The 17,174-nt window shown below is 66.1% G+C and carries 18 protein-coding genes; 4 read left to right on the top strand and 14 right to left on the bottom strand.

The features are described 5' to 3' along the window. Positions 1-77: 77 nt before the first annotated feature. Complete coding sequence (locus B1818_RS02345) at positions 78-1,040, top strand: hypothetical protein (RefSeq protein ID WP_078111837.1); 963 nt, start codon at positions 78-80, stop codon at positions 1,038-1,040. A gap of 12 nt (positions 1,041-1,052) precedes the next feature. Here the strand turns inward: B1818_RS02345 and B1818_RS02340 are convergent, their stop codons facing one another. From B1818_RS02340 to B1818_RS24350, 5 genes are all read right to left on the bottom strand, one after another. After that, complete coding sequence (locus B1818_RS02340) at positions 1,053-1,778, bottom strand: GNAT family N-acetyltransferase (RefSeq protein WP_078111836.1); 726 nt, start codon at positions 1,776-1,778, stop codon at positions 1,053-1,055. Between the two features lie 22 nt (positions 1,779-1,800). Continuing rightward, entirely contained in the window at positions 1,801-2,208 is a 408-nt protein-coding gene (locus B1818_RS02335) for a DUF3761 domain-containing protein (RefSeq protein WP_139362971.1), read from the bottom strand. Between the two features lie 126 nt (positions 2,209-2,334). Continuing rightward, a complete protein-coding gene (locus tag B1818_RS02330; RefSeq protein WP_078111834.1) occupies positions 2,335-2,853 on the bottom strand; it encodes an OsmC family protein in 519 nt (172 codons plus the stop codon). 156 nt (positions 2,854-3,009) lie between these two features. Then, positions 3,010-3,570 (bottom strand): hypothetical protein, encoded by a 561-nt coding sequence (locus tag B1818_RS23885; RefSeq protein ID WP_139362970.1) that lies wholly within the window; start codon positions 3,568-3,570, stop codon positions 3,010-3,012. A gap of 32 nt (positions 3,571-3,602) precedes the next feature. Further along, a complete protein-coding gene (locus tag B1818_RS24350) occupies positions 3,603-3,824 on the bottom strand; it encodes a PASTA domain-containing protein (RefSeq protein ID WP_265967254.1) in 222 nt (73 codons plus the stop codon). A 493-nt stretch (positions 3,825-4,317) separates the two neighbouring features. On the opposite strand from B1818_RS24350, the gene B1818_RS02320 reads away from it, so the two are divergent. Then, the gene (locus B1818_RS02320) at positions 4,318-5,004 is read left to right on the top strand and encodes a hypothetical protein (protein ID WP_139362969.1); all 687 of its coding nucleotides are present in this window, start codon (positions 4,318-4,320) and stop codon (positions 5,002-5,004) included. A 7-nt stretch (positions 5,005-5,011) separates the two neighbouring features. On the opposite strand, the gene B1818_RS02315 is transcribed toward B1818_RS02320, so the two are convergent. Beyond that, positions 5,012-5,236 (bottom strand): amphi-Trp domain-containing protein, encoded by a 225-nt coding sequence (locus B1818_RS02315; protein WP_078111831.1) that lies wholly within the window; start codon positions 5,234-5,236, stop codon positions 5,012-5,014. Positions 5,237-5,369: 133 nt separating this feature from the next. Here B1818_RS02315 and B1818_RS02310 point away from each other — a divergent pair, with 133 nt between their 5' ends. Further along, positions 5,370-6,971, top strand: a complete 1,602-nt coding sequence (locus tag B1818_RS02310; protein ID WP_078111830.1) for an alkaline phosphatase — start codon at positions 5,370-5,372, stop codon at positions 6,969-6,971. A gap of 68 nt (positions 6,972-7,039) precedes the next feature. On the opposite strand, the gene B1818_RS02305 is transcribed toward B1818_RS02310, so the two are convergent. From B1818_RS02305 to B1818_RS24130, 5 genes are all read right to left on the bottom strand, one after another. After that, complete coding sequence (locus tag B1818_RS02305; protein ID WP_078111829.1) at positions 7,040-8,812, bottom strand: penicillin-binding transpeptidase domain-containing protein; 1,773 nt, start codon at positions 8,810-8,812, stop codon at positions 7,040-7,042. 99 nt (positions 8,813-8,911) lie between these two features. Further along, positions 8,912-9,838 carry a serine hydrolase gene (locus tag B1818_RS02300; RefSeq protein ID WP_078111828.1) on the bottom strand — a complete coding sequence of 309 codons (927 nt, stop codon included), beginning with the start codon at positions 9,836-9,838 and terminating at the stop codon, positions 8,912-8,914. Further along, complete coding sequence (locus tag B1818_RS02295; protein WP_078111827.1) at positions 9,835-10,713, bottom strand: LysR family transcriptional regulator; 879 nt, start codon at positions 10,711-10,713, stop codon at positions 9,835-9,837. Before B1818_RS02295 ends, B1818_RS02300 begins: the two co-directional genes overlap by 4 nt. Positions 10,714-10,771: 58 nt before the next feature. Beyond that, positions 10,772-11,017 (bottom strand): hypothetical protein, encoded by a 246-nt coding sequence (locus B1818_RS02290; RefSeq protein WP_240198446.1) that lies wholly within the window; start codon positions 11,015-11,017, stop codon positions 10,772-10,774. Between the two features lie 49 nt (positions 11,018-11,066). Continuing rightward, positions 11,067-11,396 carry an LpqN/LpqT family lipoprotein gene (locus B1818_RS24130; protein WP_254859543.1) on the bottom strand — a complete coding sequence of 110 codons (330 nt, stop codon included), beginning with the start codon at positions 11,394-11,396 and terminating at the stop codon, positions 11,067-11,069. Positions 11,397-11,408: 12 nt separating this feature from the next. Between B1818_RS24130 and B1818_RS24345 the strand changes: the two genes are divergently transcribed. Next, positions 11,409-11,570, top strand: coding sequence for a hypothetical protein (locus B1818_RS24345; protein WP_240198502.1), 162 nt, complete (start codon positions 11,409-11,411; stop codon positions 11,568-11,570). Positions 11,571-11,877: 307 nt separating this feature from the next. Here B1818_RS24345 and nuoN read toward each other — a convergent pair whose 3' ends face one another. The 3 genes from nuoN to nuoL are packed head-to-tail and all read right to left on the bottom strand — an operon-like array spanning position 11,878 to position 17,164. Beyond that, on the bottom strand, positions 11,878-13,650 hold the full coding sequence (gene nuoN / locus B1818_RS02280) for an NADH-quinone oxidoreductase subunit NuoN (protein WP_078111824.1): 1,773 nt from the start codon (positions 13,648-13,650) through the stop codon (positions 11,878-11,880). Beyond that, a complete protein-coding gene (locus tag B1818_RS02275; protein ID WP_078111823.1) occupies positions 13,650-15,254 on the bottom strand; it encodes an NADH-quinone oxidoreductase subunit M in 1,605 nt (534 codons plus the stop codon). The genes nuoN and B1818_RS02275 overlap by 1 nt, the downstream gene beginning before the upstream one ends. Then, the gene (gene nuoL / locus B1818_RS02270; RefSeq protein ID WP_078111822.1) at positions 15,251-17,164 is read right to left on the bottom strand and encodes an NADH-quinone oxidoreductase subunit L; all 1,914 of its coding nucleotides are present in this window, start codon (positions 17,162-17,164) and stop codon (positions 15,251-15,253) included. The genes B1818_RS02275 and nuoL overlap by 4 nt, the downstream gene beginning before the upstream one ends. Between the last annotated feature and the right edge of the window lie 10 nt (positions 17,165-17,174).

The following is a 17,174-nucleotide window of genomic DNA, read 5'->3' as shown; positions in this document are numbered from 1 at the left end:
ATGAAGGACTCCGTTGCGCCTCGCTGAGCTGCGCAGGAACCGACCTCAGTCGTCGTGAACCGTGGTCTACTGGACAGATGATGTACGTCGTGATCGCCGTTTTCGTGGTGGTGATCGCGGCCGCGCTGGTGGTGCTGCTCGGCATGCTGATCGGGGCGTTCTCGGCGATGTTCACCGGCATGCGCGACGACCTCCGGCATCGAAGGTCAGCGGCGCGGTCGACGACGAAAGCGTCGTCGACCGCCGGTTCCGGTACGTCCTCGTCCGATCCGCTGGCCGACCTCGCCGACACGACCCGGCTTGCGCAGGCCAGACGCTGGGCGTTGTGTAAGGCCATCCGGCAACAGTTGGGTGATGATGCCGGTGCGGCCGTCGACAGCGATGCCGAGGGTGCCGACTTCGTCGCCTTGGCCGTCGACCTCTGGCATGGCCGGTCGATCGAAGACGTAGAAGGCAGCGGAACCGGGGTCTCGGCGCTGTCCCGTCGTCGTAGTCATGGCAGGGGCGAACTAGAGCGTTTCTCGTCCGATCCCGTCGGCCAGATCGCGTGGACAACCGCCGCGGTGGCGGACCGCATCAGTGCACTCCCCGCGTGGCGGCTCGACTTCTTCGACCGTCACGCCGTTCGCGTCGACCTCGAGGGGGAGGTCACCGCCATCTCGACCATTGCCGTCGGCCTACGCGACCAACTCGCACTCCTGGGTGCCGAGCCGGCCGGTCATCTGGCCACTGACCCGCAGGTGGTGTCCACGTTCGTCGAGAAGTCGCTCCTGCTGTCCGGCCGACTCGACGAGCTGGTGCGGCGCCTCGAGGCGTTCGCGGGGTACGAGTCGATCGTCGCGCGCATCCAACAGCGCCAGGAGAAGCAGGCGTGGCTCGACCGCGTCAGTGGAATCGACGACTTCGAGCATGCCGTCGCCACCGAATGGGACCGGGCCGAGGGTGATCGGGTGCGGCACATGGCCGACGAGTCGGACGTGTTGGCATCGATCTATCTCGACGAGATCGCGCCCTTGGCGAAGTCGTTGACGCGGGACTGACTGAGTCCGAGTTCAGCTAGGCGCCCGCAGGATCTGGAACAGGACCTCACGGCGAACGACGAATCCCAGTTGTTCGTACAGCCGGATGGCGCCGACGTTGCGGGCGTCGGCGTGGAGGATCGGAACATCACCGCGACGTCGGATGCGGTGCGCGAGGTCGAGTACGAGCCGGGACGCGAGTCCGTGTCCGCGGTGGTCGGGATCGGTGCAGACGGCGCTGATCTCGGTGTAGCCCGGAAGTCTCAGCCGTTCACCACCCATTGCGATGAGGCGGCCGTTGCGTCGGATTCCGACGTAGGCGCCCATCTCGATCGTGCGGGGGCGGAAGGGCCCTGGGCGAGTGCGTTCGACCAGGTCGGTCATCTCCGGCACATCTGCGGCGGTCAACGGCGCGGCCTCATCGTCAGGCCGGATGTCGACGCCGGCGTCGACCATCTGCACACCGGGCAGGTCCATCGTCGTATCCCATTCCGCGGGCGGACGATTCGTGACCACCGGCAAGAACAGGGAACCACCCGGGCCGATGAGTTCGGCAGCGTCCGACCAATCTCGAGCGGTCGGAGAGTCGGGGAGAGCCGCCATGGGGCAGACATCGGGGTGATACCGCACAGCACCACCGCGGCGCTGAGCGAAGTGCGCATGTGGCCCGGTGAGGGCCGCGAGAGCCGGGTTGTCGAGTAGCGCGTGACCGGTCATCTCGTGTTCGGCTGGTCGTTCGTCGGTGATGCGGTCGGTCACGGGGCGACCATACGACAGAAGGTCAACTACTCCCGAACAGCAGGGCGCCTAGCAATGCCGCACCGATCACGGAACTGCCGATCACTGCGCTCCCGACCCCCAGCTCGGAGCTGCCGCTCTCATCGCTACCGGCCCCGGTTGTTCCGGAACCATCCGCGATTCCCCCGTGCCGGGAACACGCACCCTGTCGGTTCTTCGCGTGGCTGTACGTTCCGTCCTTGCAACGAATCCCCGTGGGTGAGTTGTCCGGCCCTGGGACGCAGTTGCCGTCCGAATTCTCGTACCACCCGGATCCGCAGCTGTAGTCGACCTCGTGGATGGCCGGGTCCGCCCCTGCCGGTGCGTCCCCGATGGCCGCGCCGGTCAGCAATGAACCAATCGTCAGCGCCAGCACGGTGGCGAGTCCAGCAAGAAGTCGACGCGCGGTCATCGTTGGCATTCGGTGATCCTCGATGACTTCAACGATCGTTTGGCAACCTCCGACGCTTCTGGCACAGATCTTCGGTTGTTGGCGGGGCGTGTGCCTTGCTTACGGCTGCTGTGTCGTCGGTCGGCGTCAGTTCAACACGATCTCCACCGGCACCGCGTTCGCGAGGGTGTGCCCGACCGGTGAACTGGCCTGGACCTTGGCGTGCAGCTCATCGAGCCTCTCGCGCGGGGCGTCGGAATTGATGGTGACTCTCGCGGTGATCGATCCGAATCCGGCATGTCCCTCCGCCAGTCCGAGGAAGACGTGCAGGTCGACGTCGCCCTTCAGATCGACTCGCAGATCCTTGAGTTCGATGCCCGCCACAGTGGCGTTCGCGGCGTAACCGACGGCCAGGCAGTTGCCCAACGCGCCGAGGAGCTGTTCGACCGGGTTTGGTGCCGTGTCGCCGCCGCCGAGCGCAGCGGGCTCGTCGGACGGGACCGGCGGGAAGTCGCGTATCCGTGCCGCCGACGCGAACGAACCGTTCCACTGGACATGCGCGGCCCACGTCGTCTGGGCCTTGCCGGCGTCGTCCTGAATCGCTTCCACCAGTTGGCCGACGGCGGCAATGTCCACGTCGTTGAGGCGGGTGGCGGTCTCGGTCATGGTGCTCCTTCGACGGTGCGGTTGCCGACGAAGGTAGCGAGGAGCATCGAGAACGACGACGTTCTGCATCATGGTGAGCGGAACACTTGGATGTTGCGGCGCGGAGGAGCATCCTGCGCGATCGCATGGGCCGGTCGAACGGTTACGAGGACTGGTTCAGTTGCCGTGGATCTCACGGCATCGCTCGACACTGTTCGTCTCGAGACATTCGGCCCATTCCTGTTGCTCATCAGCCCACGGATGGCTGGGTTCCTGGCCGGTGTCGAGTCGCCATTGGTAGTTGTCGCAGATGATCGAGTTCCCATTAGCGTCTATCGCGGTGCGTCCGGTGTCCGCGCCGATACAGCGGTCTCCCGCAGACGGCCCAACAGGCGTCGTTGGCAGGCCCGGATTCGGTGCGACACCGGGCGAGCGAGACCAAACGGCACCGTCGGTGCCGGCGAGGCGTGAACAGTAAGCCATGGCGCCATCCGAGAACTGCGCGGTTGCTCCGCGCGGGCCGCACTCCGCGCCTTCGGCGACGACGGGAACTACGGGGGGAGCAATTGTTGGGGCGACGGCGGTCGTTGAGACGGGGGAACGCGACGGCGGCGGCGCCAGCGAGTTGCTTTCACTCAAGGAAGCCGCCGACGTGACGGCGGTGGGTGTACTGGATTCGACTGTCGTTGATCGATCGGTGGCGCAGCCGGTCAACGCGAGCAGGGCCAGTCCGGTCACAGCAGTAAGGCGAATCAAGTGTGCAGCACTGGTCAACACGGGTTGGGTTCGCCGATCTTGACTGCGGAGAGAACCGCTTCCCCTTCGGAGAAAGGTGTACCGGGGGTAGGTGTTTGACTGACAACGATCCAATTACTGTCGACCAGCTGCGACCTCCCGCGACCGGTGGCATCCTCACTACGCGAGAAGAAGACTCCCGCGGACTGAATAGCATTCTGTGCATCCTGCAAACTCATACACACGACGTTCGGCATGATCGACGCCTCGTCGACGGTCGGCGGAGGAGCACCGGTAGTGCGCTCGGCAGTAGTCCCTGGAAGCAGTGAGGTCGTCACTTCGGTCGTTGTCGATAGCGCGTCCTCGGTGACCGAACGTGTGGGCTCTGGCGACTCCGTCTCCTGTTCGGCGGGACTGCAAGCGGAGTTGGCCGCGAGTATCGCAATGACAGCAACAGTCAGGGAAAAGTGTCGGGCGCGCATAGATCCTCGATTCCGTAAAGCTCACAACTGCGAACCCGCACCGTAGGGCGTCACGGGTTGCCGGCGCAGAAGGTCGGACCGATTTGGTTTGTTCAGAGGAATGGCTCTCCGGTGCTTTGTGGTGTTGAAGTCTTGGGCGTCGACGTCATCGGGTCCGGCCAGTCGTCCGAGTACAGAACGAACGCTTCGCCCGCCGGTGGCGCGGGTGAGCCGGACGAGCTAGATTGTTCAGCATGCTGAACAAGTTCGGGGTTCCGACCGTGCTCCGATGCCGACCGCGGCCTGCGGGGCGAGGGTGACACCCGCGGAACAGGTCACGGTCCCCCTGGCGCTGTTCGACTTCGTGCCGGTCGCGTTCGGCGCGCTCGGTGCACTCCTGGTCGCGCGTCGAACCGACTGGCTACCTGCATATATCGGCGCTGGTTTGATCTTTGCCGGAGGTTTCGCCAAAGCGTCGTGGAAGTTCCTGGCCGCCACGGACATCGTCGACATCCCGCGGCTCGCCGATTCGCTCTTCCCGCTGATGGGTTGTGGTTTCCTGCTCCTGGCCGCCGCGGCCTGGGGTGTTCGCAGACTCACACTCGCCCTAGGGCTCGTCGGTCTCTCGGTCGTCGGAGTGGTGGTCCCATCGATTGCCGGCTGGTTTCTGATCGCCGTGATCATCGGCGCGACAGCACTTTACGTGGCCCTCGCGCGCGACGCGTGGAGCGTTCGGGATGTGCGCACGGTGGCGTTGCTCGCGGTGTGCCTGGCGGGGACCTACACGCTCGGACCACTGGCCGGTCAGGAACAGACTCTCTCGCTGCAATGGATCGAGCAGTCGATCAACGCCGTCAGTCAAGCAGCCTTCGCTGTGGCCGCTTGGCGATTGACGCGCACCGAGCGGTCGGCCCTACAGACACCGAACCCAGCCTCGTCATTGGCGTCCACCGATTCTGACGTACCCAGTCGATAAGAGCTGCCTACCAGGTGATCTCGATCTCGAGCTCGGATTCGTCTTCGCCCCGCTCGATCTCGATCTTCAGCTGCACCTTCGCCGGGATGTCGACACGGACGGTCTTGTTGTTCTCCACGAAAGACACCTCGTTGTGACGGCCGATGGCGTCCGCGAGCTCGTGGATCCTCTTCGCCGCCTCTTCACGGGTCAGTTCGGTCTTGGTCTTGTGCTCGAACAGTTCGTCGCTCATCAGTCCATCTGAGCCGACCGGACATATTCGGTCAAGCGGCACGCGTGCCGGATGACACCGAGCTCGGAGACGGACACCTTCTCGTCACCCATTTGTCACCAGCCATTGGAAGTGCTGCGCCACCCTGGCGCCCGTGACCCGACCTCATCGAGCAGACCGTCCCACGTCCCGACGCACGATTCTGCGGACTGCCGCCGCGGGCGCGCTCCTCGTCCCGGTCGGGCCCGCGCTGGCGGCCTGTGGGTCGTCGAATCCTGGTTCGGCGACGCCGAGTCTGGTCAGGAACCGGCCGGTCCTCACCCACGGGGTGGCCACCGGCGAGGTGACCAGCGGAGGGGCGCTGGTGTGGGCTCGGTCGGACCGGCCGGCGACCATGATCGTCGAGACCTCATCGAGCGAGTCCTTCGACGCTGCACGGAAGTTCCACGGACCGCAGGTGACGCCCGCCGGCGACGGGACCGGCCGACTACGGGTGGCCGGCCTGGAGCCCGGCCAGACCGTGCACTATCGCGTCACCTTCGAAGGTGATGACGGCGCGCTCTCCGAACCGGCGACCGGAATCTTCACGACAGCTCCGGTACGAGACGGCGACATCAGGTTCCAGTGGTCCGGCGACGTGGTCGGCCAGGGGTGGGGCATCAACCCCGATATGGGCGGGATGACCATCTTCGCCACCATGGCCGACCGTGATCCGCAGTTCTTCATCCACTCCGGCGACGCTATCTACGCCGACAATCCGGTCGAGGCGACTCAGGAACAGAACGACGGGAAGACCTATCGGAACATCACCAGTCCGGCGAAGGCGCAGGTGGCGCAGACCGTCGATCAGTTTCGTGGAAACTACGCGTACAACCTGACCGACGACCACTTCCGACGCTTCGTCGGATCAGTCCCGCAGCTGGTGCAGTGGGACGACCACGAGGTCGTCAACAACTGGTTCCCCGGGGAGAGCCTCGAGGGGCAGGGCCGCGAGGGATACACCGAGATGCGCGTCGACGTGTTGGCGCGCAACGGACGTCAGGCGTGGCAGGAATGGCAGCCCGTCGAGATCGGTGCCTCGGATCGTCTGTACCGCAGGGTGTCATACGGTCCGCTGCTCGACGTCTTCATCCTCGACATGCGCAGCCACAAGGACCCGAACCCCGATGCGTGGTCAGGGGACAACGTCGACGGCTTGCTCGGTCCGGAACAGACCCAGTGGCTCATCGACGGACTGCGGGGTTCGACGGCGACCTGGAAGGTCGTCGCCAATGACCTGCCGCTGAGCATCGTCGTGGCGGACAAGAACACGACACCGCCGGACGGTCCGAAGGCAATGGAAGCGGTGGCCCAGGGTGATGCCGGCGATCCGCTTGGTCGTGAGATCGCGTTCTCTCGCATCTTGTCTCAGACGAAGAACGTTCGGAACGTGGTGTTCCTGACCGCCGATGTCCACTACACTGCCGCGATCTCCTACGAGCCAGACCGCGCCGGCTTCAAGGATTTCGCGCCGTTCTGGGAGTTCGTCGCCGGCCCGTTGCACGCCGGTGCGTTCCCGGAGAGCCCGTTGGACAGCACATTCGGTGCCGAATACGAATTCGTCCACGCGCCCACCGAGTCGAATGTGTCACCGGCGGAGGGGTTTCAACACTTCGGCGAGGTGACGATCGACGGTCGGACCAAGGTGCTGAGCGTGGATCTGGTCGACGCGTCGGGCAAGACCCTGTACCGAAAGGACCTCGAGCCGGCGTCGTGACGACCCGTTGACAGAGTGCGGGATTCGTCCCGGAATCCGGTGCCGTTCCCGCACTCTGCGGAAGCTGCTCACTCGCTCAGCGGCCGCAGGAACTCTCCTGTCACCTCGACAGCGGGTGCGGACGACCCGCCTCCGACGACGAGCGTCGCGAACGCGAGGTCCCCGACGATGCCGGCGAACCAGCCATGCGGGTTCTCGTTGTTGCCGTACTCCGCAGTGCCGGTCTTGCCCCCGAGGCCGGGAATGTCGCGAAGGGCGGTGGCCGTACCACGAGTGACCGTGTCGCGCATCATGCTTCGGAGCGCTCGGGCGACGTCGTCCGAGATGGGTTGCGGCGTGATGTCTCCGGTCGTCTGTCGACCTCGGACCAAGCCGGGGACAACGGTCTCGCCGCGCGCGAGGCTCGCCTCGGCCAGGGCGAGGCCGAAGGGGCTCACGGTCACCGTGCCCTGGCCGATGCCGTTCTCGACACGTAGGGCGGGCGAGTCGGCCTTCGGTACCGAACCGGTGACGGTCGTCAGGCCCGGAACGGTGTAGTCCGCGCCGATGCCGAACCGTCGTGCCATGGCGGTGAGCGCGTCGTCGGGCAGCCTGTTCGCGAGGGCGCCCATCGTCGTGTTGCACGAGCGCGCGAAAGCTGTTGGAAGTGCCACGGTCCCGAGGTCGAAGTCGTCTTCGTTCGGGATCGTCCGACCTTCGATCGTGGTGCGGCCAGGACAGCGGACCTGTGACGTCGGTTGCACGGCTCCGGCGTCCAGTGCGGCTGCGGTTGTGATGGTCTTGAACGTCGAACCCGGAGGGTAGAGCCCGGTCAGCGAGACCGATCCCGACCTGTCGGCGGCGTCGTTCTGCGCGACGGCGACGATGCCTCCGGTCGACGGTTCGATGGCCACGACCATGGCAGGGCGTCGTTCGCCGTCGACGGCGAGTTGTGCTCGGGTCTGGACATCGCGGTCGAGGGTCGTGCGCACCGGTGGCGTGACACCGGGTTGCGCCGAGTCGACGAGATGCGTGGGTGTGCCGTCGGCGCCGACGATCTGGACGGACCACCCCGCCGTGGCGTCGATGTGCTCGCGCCAGATCTCCTCGAGTCCCGACATCGCCGGCGAATGCAGTGCTCTGGTGGCGCTGAGCAGCGCGCCTTGCTCGCTGAGCGCGACACCCGGAATCGACTCCACCGAGCGCTGGACGCGCCGGAGATCGGACTCGCGGAGCCGGATCACCGTGTGCTGCGGCGCATTGTTGCCCGCGAAGGCCGCGCGGATACCGGCGGCGGTCATACCGGGTTCGACGGGTCGGAGGGCGCGGGCGAGCATCTCCGCCGAATCGAGCTGCGCGCGTTGCAGAGTGACCAGGGTGACGGCCTGCCAGGTCATGAGCGGTCGATCGTTGGTGTCGAGAACCGGCGTTCGATAGGCGCGATCATCGCTGTACGAGAACGATTCTCCGGCACGGAGTTGCCTGTGCAGGACGGAGGGCTGCCACCGGATCTTCCAGTGGGAATCCGCCTCGGCGAGGACGACAGAGGTCTGATACCCGACGCTCCGATCGCGGATCTGCCAGCGATGGTCGAGTGTGCCACTGACCTCCTCGCCGTCGACCAGGTCGGCCGCGACCGAGAGCTTGGGCGTGCGGCCCATGCCGTCGAACATGGCGGTGATCGCCGCGCCTGCCGCGGCCGGATCATCGGTGAGGGCCGCGGCCCTGGTGGCATCGCCCTCCTGCAGCGCGGCCGCGAACGACCGTAGCGCGTCCTCAGGTGAGTCTGAGGGCAGGAAGCAACCCGACACCGTGCCCACGATCACCGCACATGCACTCACCAGTGCCCACCATCGACGCATGACCCGAGCCAACCCATCGGGACGAAGCGATGCCAAGTTTCGGCACGCGATCGGCCGATAGTGGTTCGCTATCGTCGCTGTTCCTGGGCGAGTTTCCGCTCAGTCGTCCGGTCTTCGGAGTTCGGTGACGATCACGCGGGCCACCTCTCCGATGGCGCGGTCGACCTCGGGTAGCGCCATCTCGGATCTCGCGCTCATCGTGAACACCGCGACCGCGATCGGCACTTCGCCGGGGAACTCGATGACGCCGATCTCGTTGCGAACGGCGACGAGCGTGCCCGTCTTTCCCGCGACGCTCACCCGTCGGAACGGAAACCCCGAAGCGAGGCGCGAGGTGAAGACCTGTTTCCTCATCGTCTGGCGAATGAACTCGCACGACGCCGCGGACGCTGCGCGATCGGTCCAGATTGCGTCGAGCAGCGTCGTGCAGTCGCGCGGTGTCGCGGCACTGGAGTAGGCGGCGTCGTAGGCGCTGACCGAGGCGTCGAAGTCGGGATCGGCCAGGGCGGCGAACGCCTCGGCAACGGTGCTCGTGCCGGTCTCCCGCTGCAGACGTGCGTGCGATTCGGCGACACCACCGACGATGCGGGTGTGCGTGAGGCCGAGGTCGACCAGGTCGTCGTGGATCTGCGGCAGTCCGATGTGGGCGAGTATGACGTCGGCGGCGACATTGTCCGAGACGGTCATCATCGACGTGGCCAGGTCACGCCAGGACACGGCCACCGGGTCCGAGAACAGTGCGAGCCCGGTCGGGCCCTGCGCCCACCGGGTGGGATCGATGGTGATCGACGCCGTGAGATCGATGTCGCCGCGATCTGCCATCCGGCACAGGGAGACCAGCACCGCGAGTTTGTACACCGACGCGAGGACGACCGGGGTGTCGGCGTCGTGGCAGTACTCGACCGGCGCCGGACCGATCGTCCGAACATGCACGCACCCCGAACAGCCGGCGTCGGCGAAGGTCTCGTGGACAGCGCGGTCGAGCTCGGTGCGGACCGACTCGGGCAGGGGCGCCGACGAGCTCACGTCGCTTTGCCGATCCGGTAGAGGGCGGCGGTGACGACCTCCGCCACCTCGCTGAGGCCGGGTTCGCGGTAGACGACGCGAAGGCGCAGCGCGGTGGCGTCCGGTCCGACGGACAGGCAGCGAACGGCATCGACCGCGGCGAGGACACCGCGATCGACGGTCAGCGCGAAGGCGTGCCCGGCGGCGACCGCGGCCAGCAGTTGGTCGGCGGAGGTCACCGTATTCAGCTGCGGGTCGAGGCCGGACTCTCGGAGCCGGTCGATCAGCTGGTCGTGCGCAGGCGGGTTGAACGACCGTGGCGTGTGGCAGAAGCGCAGCCCGGCCAGGTGACGCAGGCGCGGCCGGTCGGCGGACGCTGTCGGATGCGAAGCAGGCACCACGACCGAACGCTTGAGGACGACGATCGGGCCGGTGCTCAAAGAGCCGGTGACACAGGGCGCTTCGACAACCGCGAGGTCTAGTGACCCGGCCGACACCTGTTCGATGAGATCGACGGTCGAGGAGCTGATCGTGTCCTGTCCGGACGCGACCCCGGCGATGCGGCGTGCCAGCGTGGCCGTGATCGTCGGGCCGACCAGTGATGGGATACCCCAACGCAATACCTCGGTCCGCTCGTGGAGCCGACGGGCCTCGCCGACGAATCTCGAAGCGTCGTCGACGAGTAGACGTGCGCGCGGAAGCAGTTCGCGTCCGGCATCGGTGAGTTCGGCGCCGCGAGTGGTGCGTCGGATGAGCTGGAGTCCCAGCTGCTTCTCCAGGCGACGCAGACCCTGAGAAACCGGCGGCTGCGTCATCTCCAGGCGCGTAGCGGCCTCGCCGAAGTGGCCCTCCTCGGCCACGGCGACGAAGAACCGCAAGTGCCTGATCAGATCCACGGGTTCCAGGATGGCATGGTTGCACGCGGGAAGGGTTCAGCTGAGAAGTGGGCGAGTGTCACTCGTGGAACTCGCCTTTGGGTAACCGAGGACGCGCAGTTGGCGGCCATTGTGTCGGAGTCGCGATCGTCCAAGTGGCCGGAGGAGTTGAGAAGTCCACCCATCTGCCGTGACCGAGGTACAGCGAGAACGCCTCCTCATCAGGGAAATCGCCCATACGCAGGTAGAGAGTATGTCGCTCGGCGTCACCCATGTACCAGCTGGCATCATCCGGATCGGCGACGAAGTGGATGACGGTGTTCATGGCCGACTCCAGATCGGACACAACGGAGTTCCGGGTCACCATGTCGCTCTCAATCCTCGAGGTGGGCTGACACCACGATGTCCTGCAAACCTGCCTGCACCGTCGTGCTGGTGGACGCGGTGGTTGCAGAAGTCTGCAGCAGATACACGACGTTCGCTCGTTGGTACAGCACGTCCTTGTTCGCGAGATACCGCGACCGTCCGTCCGGGCCGACCCAGTGCCCGGCTTGGATGGTTCCGCCTTCGGTGCGGTTGCTGACCGGGAATCGGTCCGCTCGGTCCTCGATCCATCCGGGGAGGCCACGAGACTCCACGAACGCGTGGTCGAGCAGGTCATTCACGTCGACCGAAGAATCGACGATGAATCTCGTAAGGGCGATAGAAATCGCGTCATGACCGCCACGGTCCGCGTGAGCGGTGGCGACGTAGCGGTCGAGGAGACCGCACCGTGCCGCTGCTGGGTCGCGTTGATACGCCGCGTGATCAACGTCCACCCGAACGATTCCGGCAACCGATCGGTGATCGGTCACTTTTGCCTGAGACACCGCCATTAGGCGTAGACGCTCACCGAGGGGGTCGAGATCAGACATTGGCGGCGCTCCTATTTTGATGGATCGCTCACAATATCCGTTGCCGCTCGGTCTTTTGCTGAGCGTTGACGGAGACGGGACATCGGCTAGAGAAGACCCGCAGGTCGGACGATGCGTTTGGACGACGTAGCGCGACCATAGTGCCTGACGCGGGGGCAGTCTGCGTCGCATACCGGACCCAAATGCCCCAACTCGATATGTGACCGTGCACGATCCTGCACAACTCCGCAGTGGTCGACGTTTCGTTGACGGATCCGTTCCTGATCATCTGTCAGCGCAAGAACACCGCTGCCGCGTCGGCGAGGTCGAGCAGCGGTTGCGGAAAGATGCCGAGGGCGACCGTCATCAGAGTGCACAGGGCGATGCCGGTCGTCGTCAGCACACTGGGTTTCACCACGTGCGGGGCGCCGGAGGTGGGAACGTCGTCGAAGAACATGGCGACGATGATGCGGACGTAGACGTAGGCGGCGATGGCGCTGCTGATGACGCCGATGACCACTAGGACGCCGCCGCCGGAACCGGCTGCTGCGGCGAAGACGTCGAACTTGGCGATGAAGCCACTGGTCAGCGGGATGCCTGCGAACGAGAGCAGGTACACCGAGAACATGGCGCCCACCAGCGGGTAACGGCGCCCCAACCCCGACCACTGGGTGAGGTCGGTGGCCTCGCGGCCGGACAGGTGCGGGTTTCGCGGCAGCGGTGCCGTGCCGTGGATGGCGACTGTACGGGCGGACGGACTGGAGTCGGTGTCGGGCTCGCGGATGACGGCGACGGTGGCGAAGGCGCCGAGAGTGGTGAACGCGTAGGCGGCGAGGTAGAACAGCGTGGCGCCGAGTCCGGCCTCGTCGAAGGCGATCAGGCCGAGCAGGATGAACCCGGCGTGCGCGATGGACGAGTACGCGAGCATCCGCTTGACGTCGTTCTGGGTCACCGCCATGACCGAGGCGATGACCATCGACGCGATGGCCACCGCCCACAACGCGGGTTCCCATTGCTCACGCAGGCCCGGGAAACCGACGTAGAAGACCCGGAGCAACGCGCCGAAAGCGGCGACCTTGGTGGCGGCGGCCATGAACGAGGTGACGGGCGTCGGAGCGCCCTGGTAGACATCCGGAATCCACGAATGGAACGGCACCGCACCCACTTTGAAGAGCAGGCCGACGGCGAGCAGCGCCAGCCCGATGAGTGCGAGCGTGGTGTCACCGCCGCTGTCGGCGGTCGTCGAGATCGACGCACCGATCGTCGAGAGGTTCAGCGAACCCGTGGCGCCGTAGACGAAGGCCGCTCCGAACAGGAAGAACGCGGACGAGAAGGCGCCCAGCAGAAAGTACTTCAGGGAGGCTTCCTGCGAGATGAGGCGCCGACGCCGGGCCAGTCCGCACAGCAGATACAGCGGGAGCGAGAACACCTCCAGCGCTATGAACATCGTGAGCAGGTCCCCACACGCCGGGAACAGCATCATCCCGCCCACCGCGAGCAAGGCCAGGGGAAAGACCTCGGTCGTCACCGCTCCGGCGCGGGTGGCCTCGAACTCGGCATCGGTGTTGGGTACCGAGGCACCCGAGGGGGTGAACATGTCGGCGTCCACCCCGCCACCGCCCGGGCCGCCACGCGTGATCGCGTCGTCTCCGCCGCCGACCCCGGCGAGCCTTCGCATAGTCACCGGTGCGACCACTCGCTCGAGTCGGCGCTCGGCCATGAATCCGACGGCGATGACGGCGATGATCAGCAGCAGGCCTTGCAGATACAGCGCCGGTCGATCGATCACGACCGCACCCGACATCGCGAACTCGCCGTTCGCGCCATCGTGTGTCTGCGCGACCGCCACCGCGATCAGGGCACCCAATCCGACGACCAACCCGCCGAGTGCGAGCGAGAGTTGCAGGGCATACCGCAGTCTGCGCGGCGCGAAGGCCTCGACCAGGACCCCGACGACCCCCACGCCGAAGACGATGAGCATCGGTGCGAGAGATGCGTATTCGACGCTGGGGGTGTCGATGGCGGCCAGCGTCATCGGACCGTCGACGAGGGTGGTCGATGTCATCAGTTGCCCTCCGGATCAGACTCGGCGACGGCCGGGTCCGGCGCCTCGACGCCGACAGTGGTGAGCGTTGCCTGTACCGCCGGATCGATCAGGTCGATCATCGGCTTCGGATACACCCCCAGCGCGATGAGCAGGGCGAGCAGCGGAGCGACGACCACGAGTTCGCGACCCGCCAGGTCCCGCATCGACGACAAGCGGTCGCCGGCCGGTTTCGTCGGTCCGCCCATCATCCGCTGATACGTCCACAGGATGTAGATCGCCGACAGGACGAGCGCCGAGCAGGCGATCACCGCCGCCACCGGGTAGCGGGTGAAGGTGCCGATGAGAACCAGGAACTCGCTGATGAACGGGGCCAGCCCCGGGAGCGAGAGGGTGGCGAGCCCGGCGACGAGAAAGGTGCCGGCGAGGACGGGCGCGGCCTTCTGCACGCCGCCGTAGTCGGCGATCAGGGTGCTCCCACGACGTGATACGAGGAAGCCGGCGATGAGGAACAGTGCGGCGGTGGAGATCCCGTGGTTGACCATGTAGAGGGTCGACCCGGTCTGGCCCTGGTCGGTCATCGCGAAGATGCCGAGGATGATGAAGCCGAAGTGCGAGATGGAGGTGTAGGCGATGAGCCGCATCACGTCGGTCTGGCCGATTGCCAGGACCGCGCCGTAGACGATGCTGACGACCGCGAGTCCGCAGACGAGCGGCGCGAAGTACTGGGATGCGTCCGGGAACAGTTGCATGCAGAATCGCAGCATCGCGAAGGTCCCGACCTTGTCGATCACGGCCATCATCAGCACCGCCGAGGCGGGCGTGGCGGCGACGGCGGCGTCGGGCAACCACGAATGCAACGGCCACAGCGGCGCTTTCACCGCGAAGGCGAACAGGAAGCCGAGGAAAAGGAGTTTGGCCAACCCGGTCGAGTCGTCGATCTGTCCGCTCGCGACAGCTGCGGCGATGTCCGGCAGCGCGAACGTCCCGCCACCGTCTGGGCCCACCCCGTCCTGGGCGGTCACCACGTAGAGTCCGATCACCGCAGCCAACAGAAGGAGTCCGCCGAAGAGGTTGTACAGCAGGAACTTCACCGCGGCCGCCGATCGGTTGGGTCCGGTGCCGAACCCGCCGATCAGGAAGTACATCGGGATGAGCATCGCCTCGAAGAAGATGTAGAACAGCAGCACGTCGAGCGCGACGAAGCTCATCAGCACCATCGCCTCGGTGGCGAGGAACAGCGCCAGGTAGATGTGCGGGCCCTTCTGCGCGCGGCCACCCGAATTGTCCAGCGAGCCCGCCGACTCGGCATCGCGCCAGCCGGCCACGAGCAGCAGGGGCAGGAGCGCCGCGGTCAGCAGCACCAGGACGAGTCCGATGCCGTCGAGCCCCAGCGCATACCGCGTACCCAGCGCCGGTATCCAGCTGACGTCTTCGACGAACTGGTAGCGCTCCCCACCGGGATCGAAACCGGCCGCGAGACCGACCGAGAGGACGAGGACAGCCACGGACACCACGAGCGCGAACCATCTCGCCGCGGTCGCCCGGTGCGCCGGGACCGCGAGGACAAGGGCCGCGCCGACGGCGGGCGCAACCCAGAGGATGGTCAACCAGGGGATGCTCACAGGACGTTCACCGCCATCACCAGGGCCACGATCACGGTGGTACCCGCGAACATCGACAAGGCATACGACCGGACATAACCGTTCTGCCACCCGCGTATTCGACGCGACGCGCCGGTCACCGCATCACCGACACCACTGGTGAGCGCGTCGACGCCGTCGGACTCGACCGCGACGAGGCCGGCGGTGACCCGCTGACCCGGCCGCATCAGCAGCTCCTCGTTGACGGCGTCGCCGTACAGATCGCGGCGAGCGGCGACGGTGAGCACGGATACGTCCTCGGGCGCGGTCACCGGCACCGGTCGAGTCGCGTACTGACGGTAGGCGACAGCCACGCCGACGGCGACCACGAGCAGGATGATCGCCGTCATGGCCCACACCGGGACGAGATGGTGCTCGGTGTGTTCTCCGACAACGGGTTCGAGCCACGTCTCCAGCGATCCGCCGATGGCCAGCAGGCCGCCCGATGCAACGGAGCCGAGCGCGATCAGGATCATCGGGCCGGTCATGACACGCGGCGACTCGTGCGGGTGAGGTGCCGGCGCGTGCGTGCCGTCGTGCCAACGCTTCTCGCCGAAGAAGGTGAGCAACATGACCCGGGTCATGTAGAACGCGGTGATCCCGGCGCCGAGAAGTGCTGCGCCACCGAGGATCAGACCTTTCGCTCCACCCGCTCCGAACGCGGCCTCGATGATGTGATCCTTCGAGTAGAAGCCCGCGAACGGCGGCACACCGATGATCGCGAGATACCCGACGCCGAAGGTGACGAACGTGATCGGCATGAGGGCGCGCAGTCCGCCGTAGCGACGCATGTCGGTCTCGTCGTTCATCCCGTGCATCACCGAACCCGCACCGAGGAACAACCCCGCCTTGAAGAACCCGTGGGTGAGGAGGTGCATGATGGCGAACGCATAACCCGCCGGACCGAGCCCGGCGGCCAGCACCATGTACCCGATCTGGCTCATCGTCGACGCGGCGAGCGCCTTCTTGATGTCGTCCTTCGCGCAACCGATGACGGCACCGAACAACAGGGTGACCGCGCCGACGACCACGACCCCGACCTGGGCGGCGGGGGCGAGGTCGAAGATCGGGCCCGAGCGCACGATGAGGTAGACGCCGGCGGTCACCATGGTCGCGGCGTGGATCAGCGCCGACACCGGCGTCGGGCCCTCCATCGCGTCGCCCAGCCACGACTGCAGCGGCACCTGCGCCGACTTGCCGCATGCGGCGAGAAGCAGCACGAAACCCAGTGCGGTGAGTGTCGTCTCGCCTGCCTGGGAAGCACCGTCGAACACCGCGGTGAAGGCCACCGAGCCAAAGGCGGCGAACATGATCATCAGGGCGACAGCGAGCCCGATGTCGCCGACCCGGTTGACGACGAATGCCTTCTTGGCCGCGGTGGCCGCCGACGGCTTGTGCTGCCAGAAACCGATCAGCAGGTACGACGCGAGTCCGACGCCTTCCCAACCGAGGTAGAGACCCAGGTAGTTGTCGGCCAGGACCAGAACGAGCATGGCCGCGAGAAACAGGTTGAGGTAGGCAAAGAACCGGCGACGATCTGGATCGTGCTGCATGTAGCCGATCGAATAGACGTGGATGAGCGAGCCGACGCCGGTGATCAGCAGGACGAAGCACATCGACAGCTGGTCGAGGAGAAACCCGAAGTCGACCTGGAGCTCGCCCACCGGTACCCAACTGAACAGGACGTCCGACATGACGCGGTCGTCAGCAGATCGGGACACCATGCCGGTGAACATGATCAGCGCCACCGCAAACGACGCGATCGCGAGGCCCGTCCCGAGCAGATGCCCCCAACGGTCGGTGGCGCGACCACCGAGAAGGAGGATCGCCGCACCCAGGAGCGGCAGAGCCGGGATCAGCCAGAGCAATGACGCAGTGAGTTCGGCGTTCACCAATCCTCCT

The organism is Gordonia sp. IITR100 (assembly GCF_002009645.1).
GTDB classification, from domain to species: domain Bacteria; phylum Actinomycetota; class Actinomycetes; order Mycobacteriales; family Mycobacteriaceae; genus Gordonia; species Gordonia hongkongensis.
Note: the sequence above shows the minus strand (reverse complement) of the source record. Positions and strands in the feature narration are given on the sequence as shown.